This window comes from Eggerthella sinensis, from assembly GCF_003339815.1.
Lineage (GTDB): Bacteria > Actinomycetota > Coriobacteriia > Coriobacteriales > Eggerthellaceae > Eggerthella > Eggerthella sinensis.
The window spans coordinates 114,138-128,643 of sequence record NZ_PPTT01000006.1 but is presented as its reverse complement, the minus strand read 5'-3'; the positions used below and the strand labels follow the sequence as shown (position 1 = coordinate 128,643).

Here is a 14,506-nt window from a genome sequence, read left to right as displayed (position 1 = left end):
TCACACGATGGTAACCTCTCGACGGTCGCCGTCGGCTGTCGGGACCGTTACCGTTCTATAACCTGCTTGCGCCATGAGGCGGTACGCCTGCTCGATGTCGCGCGCGACGTTGGCCGGCGTGTGCGCGTCGGTGCCCACCGTGCAGGGCACGCCCGCGCGGCGAAACGCCTCGAGCAGCGCCGGCGCGGGGAACATCTCCTTGCACGCGTAGTACGAGCCCGACGTGTTCACCTCCACCATGCGGCCGGCCGCGGCGCAGGCTTCGGCGGCCTCCTCGTAGAGCGGCCGGGGGTCGAAGCTCGGGTAGAAGTTGAACTTCTTGGCCAGGTCGGGATGGGCCATGACGTGGAACGGCGCGTCGGAGGACACGGCCTCGCACCACACCTCGAAGTAGCGGCGCCAGATATCGTCGGCGCCCACCTCGTCCCAGCGGCCGCGCTGCGCGGGGTCGTCGAAGGGCCAGCGGTCGACGAAGTGCACCGAGCCCAGGATGAGCTTGAAGGGCGCGAAGTCCTCCGCGGCGAAGACGCGGTCCTCGTCGTCGCCGAGCCAGTCGAGCTCGCAGCCCGTGATCACCTCGATCTCGGGATGCGCGGCGCGCGCCTCCTCGATGGCCGCGAGGTACGCCCCCATGCGCTCGGCCGGCATGGCCAGATAGTGCTCGGGGTCGAACGCGTCGGTCATCGGGTAGTGCTCCGTGACGGCGATGGTGGTCACGCCCGCGGCCACGGCGGCGGAAACGAGCTCCTCCACCGTGCCCTCGCCGTGGTTCGTGAAGCAGGTGTGCGTGTGCGTGGTGACAAGTTCCATGGACGATGCTCCTCGGTATCAGTTCCAGGCCAGGCTCTTCGCCGTCGCCTCGATGAACGCGTCGATGTCGGCCTCGGTGGTGTAGCGCCCCATCGAGATGCGCAGCGCGCCGTGCGCGCGGTCGGCGTCGATGCCGAGGGAGCGCAGCACATGGCTCGGCTCGAGGGAGTGCGACGAGCAGGCCGACCCGCCCGACACCCCGAAGCCCTGCATGTCGAAGCGCAGGATGAGCGTCTCGCTTTCCAGGCCGCTCACCAGCACGTGCACGATGTTCGGCAGGAAGTCGGCGCTGCCCGGCTCCACGTCCACCGTGGCCTCGACGCCGTCGGTGGCCGACAGGGCCGCGTACAGCTTGTCGCGCAGCGCGCGCAGGCGCGCGGCCTCGAGCTCCTGCGCCTCCACCGCCGCGTGCGCCGCCGCGACGAAGCCCGCGACGCCCGCCACGTTCTGCGTGCCGCTGCGCCGGCCGCTCTCCTGGCCGCCGCCGATGGCGTAGGCCTCGAACGGGATGCGCGAGCGCAGGTACAGCGCGCCGACGCCCTTCGGCCCGCCCACCTTGTGGGCCGAGAACGACGCGGCGTCCACGTCGAGCTCCTGCAGGTTCACGGGCGCTTTGCCGAGCGCCTGCACGGCGTCGGTGTGGAACAGCGCGCCCGCCGCGTGCGTCGCGCGCGCGAGCTCGGCGATGGGCTGGATGCTGCCCACCTCGCTGTTCGCGGCCTGCACCGACACGAGCACCGTGCTCTCGTCGAGGGCCGCCTCGAGCGCGCGCACCTCGATGAAGCCCTGGCGGTTCGGGGCGAGCCGCGTCACGCGGAAGCCCTGCGCCTCGAGGCGCTTCGCGGGCGCGAGCACCGCGTCGTGCTCGACGGCCGTCGTGATGACGTGGGGCGTGAAGTCGCCCGCGCCCGAGCGGCGGCGCGCGGCGGCGGCCGCCTGCGCGAGACCGAGGACGGCGGCGTCGTCGGCCTCGGTCGCCCCCGACGTGAACACGATCTCATCGGGACGGCGCGCGCCCAGGTCGCGCGCGAGCGACTTGCGCGCGTCCTCGAGCGCGGCGAAGGCCGCGCGGCCGGGCGCGTGGAGCGAGTTGGCGTTGCCGCCCACCGCGAGGTTGGCGCGGCCGGGCACCTGATAGGGCGCCATGGCCGCGGCCGCCTCTTCGCACAGGGGCGCCGTGGCCGCGTAATCGAGGTAGACGTAATCGGAAGCGACGGAGGGCATGCCTCACGCCCCCTTCGGCGCGGCGGCCAGCGCGGCGAGGCCCGCCTCGTCGGCTGCGGCCTGCACGGCGGCGAGCGCGGCGGCCGGGTCGTCCGCGGCGAACACGGCGTTGCCGCACACGAGCACATCGGCGCCGGCGGCGGCCACGAGCGGGGCCGTCTTCACGCCGATGCCGCCGTCCACCTGGATGAGCGGGGACGCTCCCACGGCGCGCGCCACGTCCACGATGCGCGCCACCTTCGCGTCGCTGCCCTCGATATAGCTCTGGCCCGAGAAGCCGGGCTCCACGCTCATGACGAGCACCATGTCCACGTCCGCGATGACCGGCGCCAACGCGCCTGCCGTCGTGCGGGGCTTCACGCTGACGGCCGCCTTCGCGCCGGCGGCATGGATGGCCGCGATGGCGCGCATGAGCTGATCGGCGTCGAGCGCTTCGGCGTGCACCGTCACCGAGTCGGCCCCCGCGTCGAGGAACCACGGCAGCTGCTCGAGCGGGTTCGCTATCATGAGATGCACGTCGAGCGGCAGGTTCGTCGCCTTCTTGAGCTGCTTGACCACCGGCACGCCCATCGTGAGGTTCGGCACGAAATGGCCGTCCATCACGTCCACGTGCACGTACCCTGCGCCGGCTTCCTCGATGAGCGCGATGTCGCGCCCCAGATGCATGAAATCTGCCGACAGGATGGACGGCGCGATCTTCACCGATTCGAACATGCTGCTTCCTTCCTCATCGCTGTTGCGCTCATTCTAACGCAAACCGCCCGCGCCCTCGCTCCTGCGGCGGCGCGATGGAGGAAAACAACACGATGACGGCGAGGCTCAACCGCTTCCCCGCGACAGGGCGCACTACAGTATAATGATAGTCCCCTCTGGAAGAAGGCGCCGTGGCACCACGCATTGGCACGCATTACGTTTACTGGACGCCGCACGGGCCGGTCACCATCGCCGCGGACGAGCGCGGCGTGACCCGCGTCGTGTTCGGCGACGTCGCCCTGCCGGGAGAACGCCGCCCGAGTGCGCTCACAAGCCGCGCGGCGAACCAGCTGCTCGCGTACCTCGCCGGCAAGCGCCGGACGTTCGACGTGCCCCTCGCGCCGGACGGCACCCCCTTCCAGCTGGCCGTATGGCGCGAATTGGAGCGTATCCCCTTCGGCGAGACGCTCACCACCGCCGACGTGGCCGCCCTGCTCGGCAAGCCGGATTCGTACCGCGCCGTGGGAAGCGCGGTGCACAAGAACCCGCTTGCGGTGCTCGTGCCCGACCACCGCATCGTGGGCGCCGGCGGCACGCCTATCGGGGCGCACGCCAAGCTGCGCGGCGCGCTGCTCGCCCTCGAGCGCGAGCGCGCGAACGGCGCGCGCTAGGCGCCCGCCCGCCGCGCCGCGCCCGCCCCGTCCGTCCGACCCTCAACCGACCCGTGAACCTCGAAAGGCACTTTCCCGCATGAACGTCTACGTCTCCAACATCGTGATGGCCGCGCTGTCCTTCCCCCTCATCGCCTTCGTCATCACCATCCCCTACATGGTCTACCAGTACCGCAAGTTCGGGTCCATCCCGTGGCTGCGCACGCTCGTGGTGTACTCGTTCGTGTTCTACCTGCTGTGCGCCTACTTCCTCGTGCTGCTGCCGCTGCCGGAGGATCGCACGGCCATCGTGCCCTACGCGCAGACGCCGCAGCTCGTGCCGTTCAACTTCGTGCACGAGTTCCTGGCCGAGACCTCGTTCTCGCCGAGCAACCCGTCCACCTGGCTGGCCACCCTGCGCGACCCCTACGTCTACGAGGCGTTCTTCAACGTGCTGCTGCTCGTGCCGCTGGGCATGTACCTGCGCTACTACTTCCGCCGCACGTGGTGGCAGACGCTCATCATCGGCTTTCTGGTGACGCTGTCGTTCGAGACGACGCAGCTCACCGGCCTATGGGGGCTGTACGAGCACCCGTACCGCCTGTTCGACGTGGACGACCTCATGATGAACACGCTGGGCGCCATGGTGGGCTTCTGGATGGTGGGGCCCGCCATGCGCGTGCTGCCCGACTTCCGCCTCGTGAACGAGGAGGCGCGCGAGGCGGGCATGCGCGCGAGCGTGACGAAGCGCGCGCTGTCGTTTTTGCTCGACCTGCTCATCGCCGGGTTCCTCGGCATGCTCGTGGGCTTCGGGCTCGCGGCGGCGGGGCTTTCCGGGCAGGAGACGATCAGCGTGTGGACCGACCGCGCCGTCCTGCTGCTCTGCTTCGTCGTCGTGCCCGTCGTCACGCACGGCCAAACGCTCGGGCAGAAGCTGCTGCGGCTGCGCATCGTGCGCTCCGACGCGTCGCGCGCGCACTGGTACCAGTTCCTCGCGCGCTACGGCCTCCTGTACCTCATGATCTGGGCGCCGTTCGCCGCGCTGTCGGGCGTGGTGGGGCTCGACCCCTCCACCTCGGGGGAAATGGGCGCGATCGTCAACTTCGCCGCGCACAACCAGACGCTGCTCGTGTGGGCGTGGGTGGTGCTCATGGCCGCGTGGGGCGTCTCGCTTCTGGTGCGCGCCGTGCGCTCGTGGCGCCTCAAGCGCCCCTTCGTCATGCTGAACGGGCTGATCAGCAACACGCGCATCATGACGGTGGCGGGCGTGGAACGCGAGCGCGAGCGCCGGTGCGTGCTCGACGTGGCCGACGTGGCGGCGCTCGAGCGGCTCATCGCCGACGACGGAACCCCGCTGGCCGAGCTCATGGAGCGGGCGGGCACGGCCGTGGCCGACACGGTGCGCCTGCACGTGCCCGATCCGGCGCCCGTCGTGGTGCTGGCCGGCGCGGGCAACAACGGCGGGGACGGCTGGGTGGCCGCCCGCGCGCTGGCCGAGCAGGACTACCCCGTCACCCTCATCACGTCCGACCTGGCCGAGCGCATCAAGGCCGAACCGGCCCGCTCGACCGCCCTCGACGTGTTCGCCGACACGGCCGAGCGCGACCTGCCGCTGCGCGTGCTCATCGCCCCCGACGCCGACGTGCTGATCGACGCCATCGACGGCGCCGAGGCCGTGGTGGACGCCATCCTGGGCACGGGCTTCGCGGGCGACGAGGTGCGCCCGCCCTACGCCGCGTGGATTCGCGCGGCGAACCGCCGCCGGTTCGAGGGGTCGCGCGGGAAGGGCCGCGGCCGGCACCGCAAGCGCGCGCTCGAGCGCGGCCGCCATGAGCGCGGGGAGCGCCGCAGCGCGCCGATGCGGGCGAAGGACGCCCCTTTCACGGTGGCCGTCGACGTGCCGAGCGGGCTGTCGGCCCAAACGGGCGCGGCTGCGCGGCCGTGCCTCGCCGCCGACATGACGGTGACGATGCTCGCGTACAAGCCGGGGCTCGTGGCCACCGAGACGAACCGGTGGACCGGCATGGTGACGCTCGCCCGCCTCGTGGACACGAAACCCTACCTCGCCGCGCTCGGCGACGAGCTGGAAGACGATTAGCCGGCGGCGCGCCGACGCGAACCGCTACTGGACGCGGAACGCCGTGAGCTTGCCGCTTTCGGCGATCCCCACCGAGTACATGAGCTTTCCGTTCACGTAGTCCGCGGTCTGCGCCACGACGGCCGCCGTGCCGTCGGACTCGGTTTCGTAGCGCGCGAACGTGACGTCGCTGTAGAATCTGAAATCCCCGACGCCCTCGATGGTGGCGGCCGCCCGTTCGAAGTCGGCCGCCTTCACCTCGGGGTTGTCGAACCGGGCCACGACGGCGTCGTAGTCGCCGTCCGCGAACTCCTCGATGACCTCGAGCGCCTCGGCTTTGACCGCGTCCTCGTCCGCCCAGTCGGGCAGGCCCGCCTCGGCCGTCGAGCCCGCCGGCGGCACGCTCGACGCGCTCTGGCAGCCTGCCAGGCACAGCGCGCACACCACGCCGATCAGCACGGATGCAATCAGGAACCTCTTCTTCATCGCCACTCCCCTTCCACGCCTTCCCTCCCATGACGCGATGCGGGCTTGCCGTCGGCATGCGCCGCGTCCCTTCGCGCCTCTTCGCTTCGACACAGCATAGCAGATCGTCCGCCGTCCCCGATCGGCATGAAACCGGAAGGGACCGCGGATCGCAGCGAGCGAGGGATGGGGGCAAAATAAAACCTCCCTTGGGATGGGGGGTCCCAAGGGAGGCAATGCAGTACGCACAGAGGAGAAGGGGAAGGTGCGTATGCTCTTGGCCCGTCGGAGGTTTGAGAGAGTGAGAGAGAGGGGGGGTTCACACGAGAGACGAGACGACGGGCACTCGGATAGGTTGTCAAAAGGTCTTCGCCGCCGCCGGAGAAGGGGGCTCCGTTGGTGACAGGTAGTACCTTACGACAGCCGCGCCCCCGGCACAATGCGATTCGGGGTTCGGTCAATGCCCGGTCAACGCCTTGTTGCCCCCATGTGGATTGAAGCATGACGAAGACGCGAATAGCACGTGCGCGCACGGCGCACGGCGCACGGCGGGCGGGACGCGGACGAAAACGGGGCCGCATGCGCGGCCCCGTCTCTTACAATCCGTAGAATTCGGTGGTGAGCGGTCGGCTCGTGAGCGTTTGCGCCACCGTGCGCGGGTCGGCGCCCTCCCAGGCGATGGCCCGCACCACGTCGGTGATGGGCAGCTCCACCTGATAGGCCTCGGCCAGCGTCTGCAGCGTCTTGCACGCGAGCGCGCCCTCGGCCACCATGTGCGTCTCGGCGGTGAACTCGTCGAGCGTGCCGCCCTCGGCCAGCAGCTTGCCGAACCGGCGGTTGCGCGAGTGCTCGGAAGTGCACGTGGCCACGAGGTCGCCGGTGCCGGCAAGGCCCATGCACGTGAGGGCCTGCCCGCCGCAGCGCACGACGAGGCGGCTCATCTCGGCAAGGCCGCGCGTCATGAGCATGGCCGCCGTGTTGTCGCCGTACCCGAGGCCGTACGACAGGCCCACGGCGATGGCGATGACGTTCTTGAACGCCGCGCACAGCTCCACGCCGCACACGTCGTCGCTCACGTACGTGCGAAACGTCTCGGAGGCGAACAGCTCTTGGAAGAACGTCGCCGTGCCCTCGTCGGAGCTTGCGATGACGGTGCCCGTCGGGATGCCGCGGATGACCTCGGCGGCGAAGTTCGGGCCCGAGAGCACGGCCAGACGGCTCGCGTTGCCCATCTCGGCCTCGAACACCTCCACGGGCAAGAGGCCGCTGCCCTCTTCGACGCCCTTCGAGCAGATGATCACCGGGAAGTCGGCGTCCACCACGTCGGCGAGCGCGCAGGCCACGCCGCGCATGAGGTTCGAGGGCGTGACGATGACGGCGGCCTCCGCGTGCAGCAGCGCATCCTGGTACGAGGTGGTGGCCACGATGTTCTCGGACAGCCCGACCTCGCTCAGGTAGCGCGGATTCACGTGGTCGGCGTTGATGGAGCGCACCACTTCGGGCTTGCGCGCCCACAGCCCCACGTTATGGCCGTTGCCCGCCACAACCTGCGCGAGCGCCGTCCCCCACGACCCCGCCCCGATAACGGCTATTTTCATGGTTGGATTCCTTTCGACGTCCCGGCCGTTAGACCGGCGGAACCTCACTTCTTCTTGTCGCCGATCTTGCTTTCGGTGCCGGCCAGCAGGCGCTTGATGTTCTCGCGGTGGGCCCACACGACGGTAAGGCCCGCGACGGTGCAGAACAGCCAGGCCAGCCAGTCGCCCCAGAAGAAGTACAGCGCGAAGAACGGACAGGCCGCAGCCGCCGCGATCGAGCCGACAGACACGCGCTTCGTCACCACGACGAGCACGATGAAGATGAGCAGCTCGAGGCAGGCGCCCACCCAGCCGAACGTGACGAACAGGCAGCCCACGGCCACCGCGATGCCCTTGCCGCCCTTGAAGCCGAGCCACGGGCAGAAGATGTGGCCCCACGTGCAGCCGAGGAACGCCACCGCCAGCATGGTGTCGTACGTGACGAGCGCGCCCGGCTCGAAACCGCCGCCCGGCAAAAACCACGTGCTGAACGCCCAGGCCAGCACGCCCGACAGCAGGCCTTTGCCGAAGTCGAGCACGAACACGGAATAGCCGCCCACCTTGCCCATCGTGCGGATGGCGTTCGTGGTGCCGATGTTGCCCGAGCCGTGCTCGCGCAGATCGGTGTGGTAGAACACCTTCGAGATGATGAGCCCGAAGGGGATGGACCCCAAAAGAAACGCCGCGACGAACAATCCGGCCGCAACCAGCAAATCCCCCATAGTTCCTTAATCCTTCTTCTTGAACTTGACTCTGATCGGCGTGCCCACGAGATCGAACTGCTCGCGCAGACGGTTTTCGAGGTAGCGCTCGAAGTTGTCGTCCACGAGGTCCGGGCGGTTCGCGAAGAACGTGAACTGCGGCGGGCACGCGGCCGTCTGCGTCACGTACTTCATGCGCAGCACCACCTTGCCCTTGCTCACCGTGTGGCCGAACTCGCGGATGCCCGCAAGCCAGGTGTTGAGGCGGTTCGTGGTGATGGTCTGGCTGTAGTTCGCGTACGCCGTGTCGATGGCGTCCCAGATGCGGTCCACCTTCTTGCCGGTGAGCGCCGAGATGGCGATGACCGGCGCGTAGCCCACGAACGTCATGCGGTCGGCGATGCGCTCACGGATCTCGGCCTTCGCCTCGGGACCTTCGACGAGGTCCCACTTGTTCAGCACGATGACCATGGCGCAGCCGCGCTCGGCGGCGTACCCTGCGACGCGCTGATCCTCGTTCGTGAGGCCCAGCGTCGCGTCGATGACGAGCAGGGCCACATTCGCGCGGTCGATGGCGCGCATGGCGCGCACGAAGCCGTAGTATTCCACGTCCTCGTCGATCTGGCTCTTGCGGCGCAGGCCGGCGGTGTCCACGATGGTGTAGCGCCGATCGTCGTGCACGACATGCGTGTCGATGGCGTCGCGCGTGGTGCCCGCCACGTCCGAGACGATGGAGCGGTCGTTCGCCGTGAGCTTGTTCGTGAGCGACGACTTGCCCGCGTTCGGGCGGCCGATGATGGCCACGTTGATGCCCGGATCGTCATCGGCGTCGGCGGGCAGCTCCACCTTCTTCAGCTCCTCCACCACGGCGTCGAGCAAGTCGCCCGTGCCGTGGCCGTGCATCGACGACACCGGCCACGGGTCGCCGAGGCCCAGCTGGTAGAACTCCCACATGTCGTCCGTGCGGCCCGGGGTGTCCAGCTTGTTCACCACGAGGAATACGGGCTTGGCCGTCTTGCGCAGGATGCGCGCGACCTGCTCGTCGTCGGCGTTGATGCCGGTCTTGCCGTCCACGAGAAAGACGATGACGTCGGCCTCGTTCGCGCCGGCCAGCGCCTGGTTGCGGATGGAACCCTGGAACGCGTCGTCGTCGCCCATCTCGATGCCGCCGGTGTCGACGAGTTTGAACTCGACGCCGTTCCAGTCGGCATCATGGTACGAGCGGTCGCGCGTGACGCCGCGCATCGCGTGGACGATGGCCTCGTCGGCCTGGGCTATGCGGTTGACGAAGGTGGACTTGCCGACGTTCGGCCGTCCCACCACCGCGACGATTGGTAAAGGCATGAGCTACCTCGCAGAATTGGCTCGATTGGTTCGGTCAGGGGTCGGGGCGGTGCGCCCGACCAGGTCGATGATCTCGCGGAGATAATCAGACGCGTTACAGGATACCACGGACATAGGCGCACCCGCCCGCTTTTCCATATCCTCCAAACTCATGTCATCGAGCGTTACCGCATTGTCGTTGAACACCACCCTCGGCACGAGCGCCCGCTGCAGGCCGCGCTCGCGCTCGGCGCGCACGGCGTCGGCCATGTCGCAGCCGCACAGCAGGCCCGTCACGTCCACGTTGCCGCCGAAGAAGTCGTTCTTCACGAACAGCGGCACGAGCAGCCCCGCGAGCGGGCTCGCCTCGATGAGCGGCCCGAGGAAGTGGCGCGTGGCGCAGCCGGCCAGGTAGTGCATGCGCATGTCGGCGGCGCGCAGGGCGGCGGCGCATCGCTCGATCAGGCCCGCGCGCTCGGCCTGCTCCCAGTCGTCCACGAACGAGCGGATGATGCCCACGCCGTCCTCGAACATGCCGAAATCGCCGTAGTGCGCCGACGGCGGCAGGTTCTCGAGCAGCGTCGGGCCGTACGCGTTGTGGTAGAACTCGTCGGCCGCGAAGGCCCACATGGAGCCCCGCTCGGCGAGCGCGCGCTGCTGGAACGGGATGATGAGGTCCATGACGGCGCGCGAGGCCGTGGGGTTGTTGAAGCTGCGGTCGAACACGCTTTGATGCTTCGTGAAGCCGAGCGGCACGATGCAGACGTCCAGGATGCCGGGCCGCTCGTAGGCCCACGACAGCGTGTCCGCCAGCACCGCGCCGTCGTTCTCGTCGGGCACGAGCACGATCTGCGCGTGGAACTCGATGCCGGCGTCGAGCAGCCGTTCGAGCACGTCGATGCCGTGCTGCGCGTGCCGGCCGATCATGCGGCGGCGCACCTCGGGGTCGGCCACGTGCAGCGACAGGCGCAGCGGCGAGATGCGCTGCTCCACGATGCGCTGCTCGTCTTCGGGCTTGAGGTTGGTGAACGTGACGAACGTGCCCGCGAGGAAGCTCAGGCGGAAGTCGTCGTCGCGCAGCGTGAGCGACGAGCGCATGTCGTCGGGCAGCTGGCGCATGAAGCAGAACGTGCAGGCGTTGCGGCACTGCTTGACGCCGTCGAACACGACGCCCTCGAACTCGAAGCCCCATTCCTCGCCCTCGTCGCGCTCGAGCTCCACCTCGCCCGCGTCGCCATCGAGGTCGATGTAGCCCACTTCGATGACGTCGTCGGCCGTGAGCCAGCGCCAGTCGATGATGTCGCGCACGGGCCGCCCGTCCACCGTGGTGACGAAGCAACCGGGCTCGAACCCCGCGTCGTCGGCGGGGCTGTCGGGCAGCACCTCGCGCACGAGCGCGCGCGGCGCCTCGCCCCGTCCGCAGCACCCCTGCTTGGCCGCCGCCTCGCGATCGACGTCCGCCGGCGGATACACCGCCGGCACCGCCCGCGCGGAAAAGGAACCGCAATCGGATTCGTTATCGATATCTTGAGAGGAGAACGCGTTCATGCCAGCAGATCAGGATCCCACCCATCGCGCCCGAAGCGGGCGTTGTCCGTACCGTTTCGGCCCATCATATCAGGAGCTTCCGTCCTCCGCATCGCGAAACGGTCAAGCCCTCAGAAGATCGATGAGTTCCTGCCGCGAAGCCACGCCCGTCTTCTGGTAGATATGGGAAATGTGCGTCTTGACCGTCGCCCGAGAAACGGACAAGGCCTGCTCGACATACGGCTCGTTGCGCCCTTCGCCCAGCAAGACGAGCACTTCCCTCTCGCGTTTCGTGAGACGGCAGCGTCGCGCCACCGCTGCGCATCGATCCTCGAGCTGGGAGGTGTCAAGCTCGCTCGCGAAGTGCTGGCCCAAGCCCAGCAGCGATAGATAATCCTTCCACTTCGCCATGAACAAGGCCAGAAACAGGATGATGAGCACGGCGGGGATCGCAACGAACAGGCCGTCTTGAAACGAGTTGCCGTACAGCGGCCCGAGGAACACGAACGCGAACACGGCGGCGAGCGAAGCGCCCGACCCGCTCACACAGACGCAGGTCAAAAGGTAGAAACGGCCCTCGCGCGTCCGAACGTCCCCCATCGCCGACAGGACGAGCGCATAGCTGGAGAACACGAACACGACAGCGCAGGACATCATGAGCGCGAAGGGCACCGAACTTGAATTCATGAACGGCATGCTGAAGAAGATGCCCGCGATGAGAACCATCGACGCAATGGCCACGTAGGCGGCGTTGACTTTGCGACGCGCCGCCAGCAACGAGAGCGCGGCAAACAGCAGGCCGCAGAGGACGAACGCCGCCAAGGACGCGAAACTCACGCCCGCCACGCTCGTTTCAAAGTACGCGGGCGCCAACTGGGTCGTTTTCGGAAACATCGCAGGCAGATACACCGCAAGAAACGACGAAACGAACAGGAGCAGCCTCAGGCGCGGTGCCGCACTCCCTTTCGCCGGTTCAAGGCGAGACGCGCGGGAAGCGTCGCGCTCCCCCAGGTAGCCGCGCTTTCCGAACAAACACGCAGCCAACGCGCACGGGCACAGCAGAATGAGGACGACGAGCCCGTACGGCACGATCATCGCCGCAACCACGAGCGAGAACGCGACGACAAAAGCCGCTGTCGTCATGCCCACGACGGCGGGCACCCCGCACCCGCGAAGCCGATACGTCGTCAGAGCGAGCGCGCACGCCATGCAAGCTCCCACCATCGCACCCATGCCTATCGAATACGCCATCAAGCGTTCGGAGTCCTCGGGCACGAAACTTGCCGCGCACGCCCCCACCGCCAACGCGAGCACGCAGAGGACAGCGGCAAGGCCCCTTCGCCACGACGGCGAATCGAGCACGCCGGGCCGCACGACCAACACGAGCGCCATGACGAAGGCGGAAGCGATCGCCGCACAGGAGAACACTGAGCTCGCCAGCACGGAGTCGGTGAACCGGAACAGCTGATTGGTGAAGCGCACGTCGAAGAACCACGCGAGAAGCAGCGCCATGAGCAACACGTCGCGAAACCGCGTACGAACCGCACGAACCACCGCGCCTCGATGCGAGCTAGCTGCAGCCATGCGCCTCATACCTCCGGTAGGATATCGATCGTTTTCGAGAAAATCCATCCTCAGATAGGACGGATGGTAGCTGTCCGGATTATAGCATTCGTCGTGGCAAGGGAAAACGTTGACCCCCTTGCTCGGGGGTCCCATCAGGGACGAAGCAGCGCCTTGCAAGGCAAGGCCTATCAAAGGAGGATGCAATGGGTAAAGCTTTGAACAGAAGGTCGTTCTTGGGAATGGCAGCGGGCGCGGCGGCGCTTGGCGCCATGAGCTTGGCCGGATGCGCGCCGTCCGCAAGCAACGACGCGACGCCCCTCGCCTCGGCCGGCGTGCCGGAGTCGTGGGATCACGAGGCCGATTTCGTCGTGGTGGGAGCCGGCACCGCGCTGACGGGCGCGCTCAAGGCGGTCGAGCAGGGCATGTCCGCCATCGTGATCGAAGCCCGCGCCATCGCTGGCGGCACGACAGCGCTTTCCGGAGGCTCCGTGTGGATACCCTGCAACGATTATGCTAAGGATGATCGGGCCGCTGCAAAAACATACATGACCAAGGTGGCCGACGGGCTGTCCACCGAAGCGATCATCGACGCCTACCTGGACAACGCCTCGCCCATGATCAACTTCATCACGGAGCAGACCGGCGTCGCCTGGGAGATTGCCGACCGCACCGACTACCACGAGCAGTGGGAAGGCGCTACGACCGCAACCCGCACCGTCAAGCCCATCGACCCCGAAACGGGCAAGTCGACGAACGGTGGCGGGTACACGCAGCCGCAGGCCGACAAGTTCACCGAGCTAGGCGGCACGATCCTCTTCAACACCACCGCCGAAACGCTGGTCGCCCGCACCCTCGACGACGGACGCCAGGAAGTGCTCGGCGTCATCGCGACGGACGCGAAGGGCGCCACGCTTGCCATCAAAGCATCGAAAGCCGTGCTGCTGGGCGCCGGCGGATTCGACTACAACGACGACATGAAGGCGCAGTACCTCGACATCCCCTCGCCCTGCACTTTCATGGTGGAAACGTGCGATGGCAAAGGCGTCCGTATGGCGCAAGGCGTGGGTGCAGATCTGGCTATGATGTGCTACGGATGGGGAAACGCGGCGTACAAGGTCATCGGAGAGGAAGCCTACGCCAACAAGGTGGTCGATGCCAACATCGCGCCGCTGTGCTACCAGAGCGACACGTCGTCGATGTGGATCAACCGTTACGGCCGTCGTTTCTGCGATGAAGCTGCTTCGTATGATTCGTTCTGGTACGGCTTCGGCAACGGACGTGACACGACGGGCGAGATGCTGTACACGAACATTCCCGCCTGGTACGTATGCGATCAGGGGAACCGCAACCGAAACGCAGGCGGCGACGGCGTGGCCACGCCCGATTCCGGCGGCAACCTCTGGGGAGTGGAAGCCTCGGCGGAGCCGCCCGCCTGGGTGCTGCAAGCCGACACGCTTGAAGAGCTCGCCCAGAAAATGGGACTCGACGAGCTGGGGACGGAGAACCTGCTCGCCCAGGTCGAGCGCTTCAACCGGTACGCGGCCGAAGGAACCGATCCCGAATTCCATCGAGGAGAATCGACCTTCGACCAAGGCGGTCCCGGCCGCCCAGCCAACTGCCTTGAGCCGATGAACGTCCCGCCCTACTTCGCCGCGCAGATCGTACCCTTCCTGCAGGGCACGAAGGGCGGCCCGCGCACCAACGAATTCGGACAGGTGCTTCATGTGAACGGCGATACCGTACCCCGCCTGTACGCTTGCGGCAACAACGCCGGATGCGGCACGCCGGGCAAGTACTACAATGGCGCAGGCGGCACCGTGGCCCCCGGCATGGTGTTCAGCTATATCGCCGCCATCGATGCCGCGAAGCTGGACAGCTGGGAATAGCAGCCCT

The 14,506-nt window shown here is 67.8% G+C and carries 12 protein-coding genes; 3 read left to right on the top strand and 9 right to left on the bottom strand.

Annotated elements, in window-relative coordinates:
- From C1876_RS05145 to rpe, 3 genes are read right to left on the bottom strand one after another with little or no spacing between them, the layout of a single operon-like run.
- Positions 1–810 (bottom strand): histidinol-phosphatase HisJ family protein, encoded by an 810-nt coding sequence (locus C1876_RS05145; protein WP_114545649.1) that lies wholly within the window; start codon positions 808–810, stop codon positions 1–3.
- A gap of 18 nt (positions 811–828) precedes the next feature.
- A complete protein-coding gene (locus tag C1876_RS05140; protein WP_114545648.1) occupies positions 829–2,034 on the bottom strand; it encodes a cysteine desulfurase family protein in 1,206 nt (401 codons plus the stop codon).
- Between the two features lie 3 nt (positions 2,035–2,037).
- Positions 2,038–2,748 carry a ribulose-phosphate 3-epimerase gene (gene rpe / locus C1876_RS05135; RefSeq protein ID WP_114545647.1) on the bottom strand — a complete coding sequence of 237 codons (711 nt, stop codon included), beginning with the start codon at positions 2,746–2,748 and terminating at the stop codon, positions 2,038–2,040.
- A gap of 170 nt (positions 2,749–2,918) precedes the next feature.
- Here rpe and C1876_RS05130 point away from each other — a divergent pair, with 170 nt between their 5' ends.
- Positions 2,919–3,398 carry a methylated-DNA--[protein]-cysteine S-methyltransferase gene (locus tag C1876_RS05130; RefSeq protein WP_114545646.1) on the top strand — a complete coding sequence of 160 codons (480 nt, stop codon included), beginning with the start codon at positions 2,919–2,921 and terminating at the stop codon, positions 3,396–3,398.
- A 79-nt stretch (positions 3,399–3,477) separates the two neighbouring features.
- Entirely contained in the window at positions 3,478–5,475 is a 1,998-nt protein-coding gene (locus C1876_RS05125) for an NAD(P)H-hydrate epimerase (protein ID WP_114545645.1), read from the top strand.
- A gap of 24 nt (positions 5,476–5,499) precedes the next feature.
- Here the strand turns inward: C1876_RS05125 and C1876_RS05120 are convergent, their stop codons facing one another.
- The 6 genes from C1876_RS05120 to C1876_RS05095 all read right to left on the bottom strand — a co-directional run bounded on the left by C1876_RS05120 (position 5,500) and on the right by C1876_RS05095 (position 12,559).
- Positions 5,500–5,940 carry a DUF3887 domain-containing protein gene (locus C1876_RS05120; protein WP_114545644.1) on the bottom strand — a complete coding sequence of 147 codons (441 nt, stop codon included), beginning with the start codon at positions 5,938–5,940 and terminating at the stop codon, positions 5,500–5,502.
- A 575-nt stretch (positions 5,941–6,515) separates the two neighbouring features.
- Positions 6,516–7,517, bottom strand: coding sequence for an NAD(P)H-dependent glycerol-3-phosphate dehydrogenase (locus C1876_RS05115; RefSeq protein ID WP_114545643.1), 1,002 nt, complete (start codon positions 7,515–7,517; stop codon positions 6,516–6,518).
- 44 nt (positions 7,518–7,561) lie between these two features.
- Complete coding sequence (plsY, locus tag C1876_RS05110) at positions 7,562–8,218, bottom strand: glycerol-3-phosphate 1-O-acyltransferase PlsY (protein WP_114545642.1); 657 nt, start codon at positions 8,216–8,218, stop codon at positions 7,562–7,564.
- A 6-nt stretch (positions 8,219–8,224) separates the two neighbouring features.
- Positions 8,225–9,541: a ribosome biogenesis GTPase Der gene (gene der / locus C1876_RS05105; RefSeq protein ID WP_114545641.1), complete on the bottom strand. Its 1,317-nt coding sequence runs from the start codon at positions 9,539–9,541 to the stop codon at positions 8,225–8,227.
- Between the two features lie 3 nt (positions 9,542–9,544).
- Positions 9,545–11,002 carry a DUF512 domain-containing protein gene (locus C1876_RS05100; RefSeq protein WP_114545640.1) on the bottom strand — a complete coding sequence of 486 codons (1,458 nt, stop codon included), beginning with the start codon at positions 11,000–11,002 and terminating at the stop codon, positions 9,545–9,547.
- 168 nt (positions 11,003–11,170) lie between these two features.
- The gene (locus C1876_RS05095) at positions 11,171–12,559 is read right to left on the bottom strand and encodes a helix-turn-helix transcriptional regulator (RefSeq protein WP_158544622.1); all 1,389 of its coding nucleotides are present in this window, start codon (positions 12,557–12,559) and stop codon (positions 11,171–11,173) included.
- Positions 12,560–12,816: 257 nt separating this feature from the next.
- Here C1876_RS05095 and C1876_RS05090 point away from each other — a divergent pair, with 257 nt between their 5' ends.
- Positions 12,817–14,499 (top strand): FAD-binding protein, encoded by a 1,683-nt coding sequence (locus C1876_RS05090; RefSeq protein ID WP_114545638.1) that lies wholly within the window; start codon positions 12,817–12,819, stop codon positions 14,497–14,499.
- Positions 14,500–14,506: the final 7 nt, after the last annotated feature.

Coding starts and splice junctions, on each gene's coding strand:
- C1876_RS05095 (WP_158544622.1), bottom strand. CDS start 12,559: ATGGCGCTGCTTCTCGCGTGGTTCTTCGACGTGCGCTTCACCAATCAG.
- rpe (WP_114545647.1), bottom strand. CDS start 2,748: ATGTTCGAATCGGTGAAGATCGCGCCGTCCATCCTGTCGGCAGATTTC.
- C1876_RS05145 (WP_114545649.1), bottom strand. CDS start 810: ATGGAACTTGTCACCACGCACACGCACACCTGCTTCACGAACCACGGC.
- C1876_RS05125 (WP_114545645.1), top strand. CDS start 3,478: ATGAACGTCTACGTCTCCAACATCGTGATGGCCGCGCTGTCCTTCCCC.
- C1876_RS05120 (WP_114545644.1), bottom strand. CDS start 5,940: ATGAAGAAGAGGTTCCTGATTGCATCCGTGCTGATCGGCGTGGTGTGC.
- C1876_RS05115 (WP_114545643.1), bottom strand. CDS start 7,517: ATGAAAATAGCCGTTATCGGGGCGGGGTCGTGGGGGACGGCGCTCGCG.
- plsY (WP_114545642.1), bottom strand. CDS start 8,218: ATGGGGGATTTGCTGGTTGCGGCCGGATTGTTCGTCGCGGCGTTTCTT.
- C1876_RS05090 (WP_114545638.1), top strand. CDS start 12,817: ATGGGTAAAGCTTTGAACAGAAGGTCGTTCTTGGGAATGGCAGCGGGC.
- C1876_RS05140 (WP_114545648.1), bottom strand. CDS start 2,034: ATGCCCTCCGTCGCTTCCGATTACGTCTACCTCGATTACGCGGCCACG.
- der (WP_114545641.1), bottom strand. CDS start 9,541: ATGCCTTTACCAATCGTCGCGGTGGTGGGACGGCCGAACGTCGGCAAG.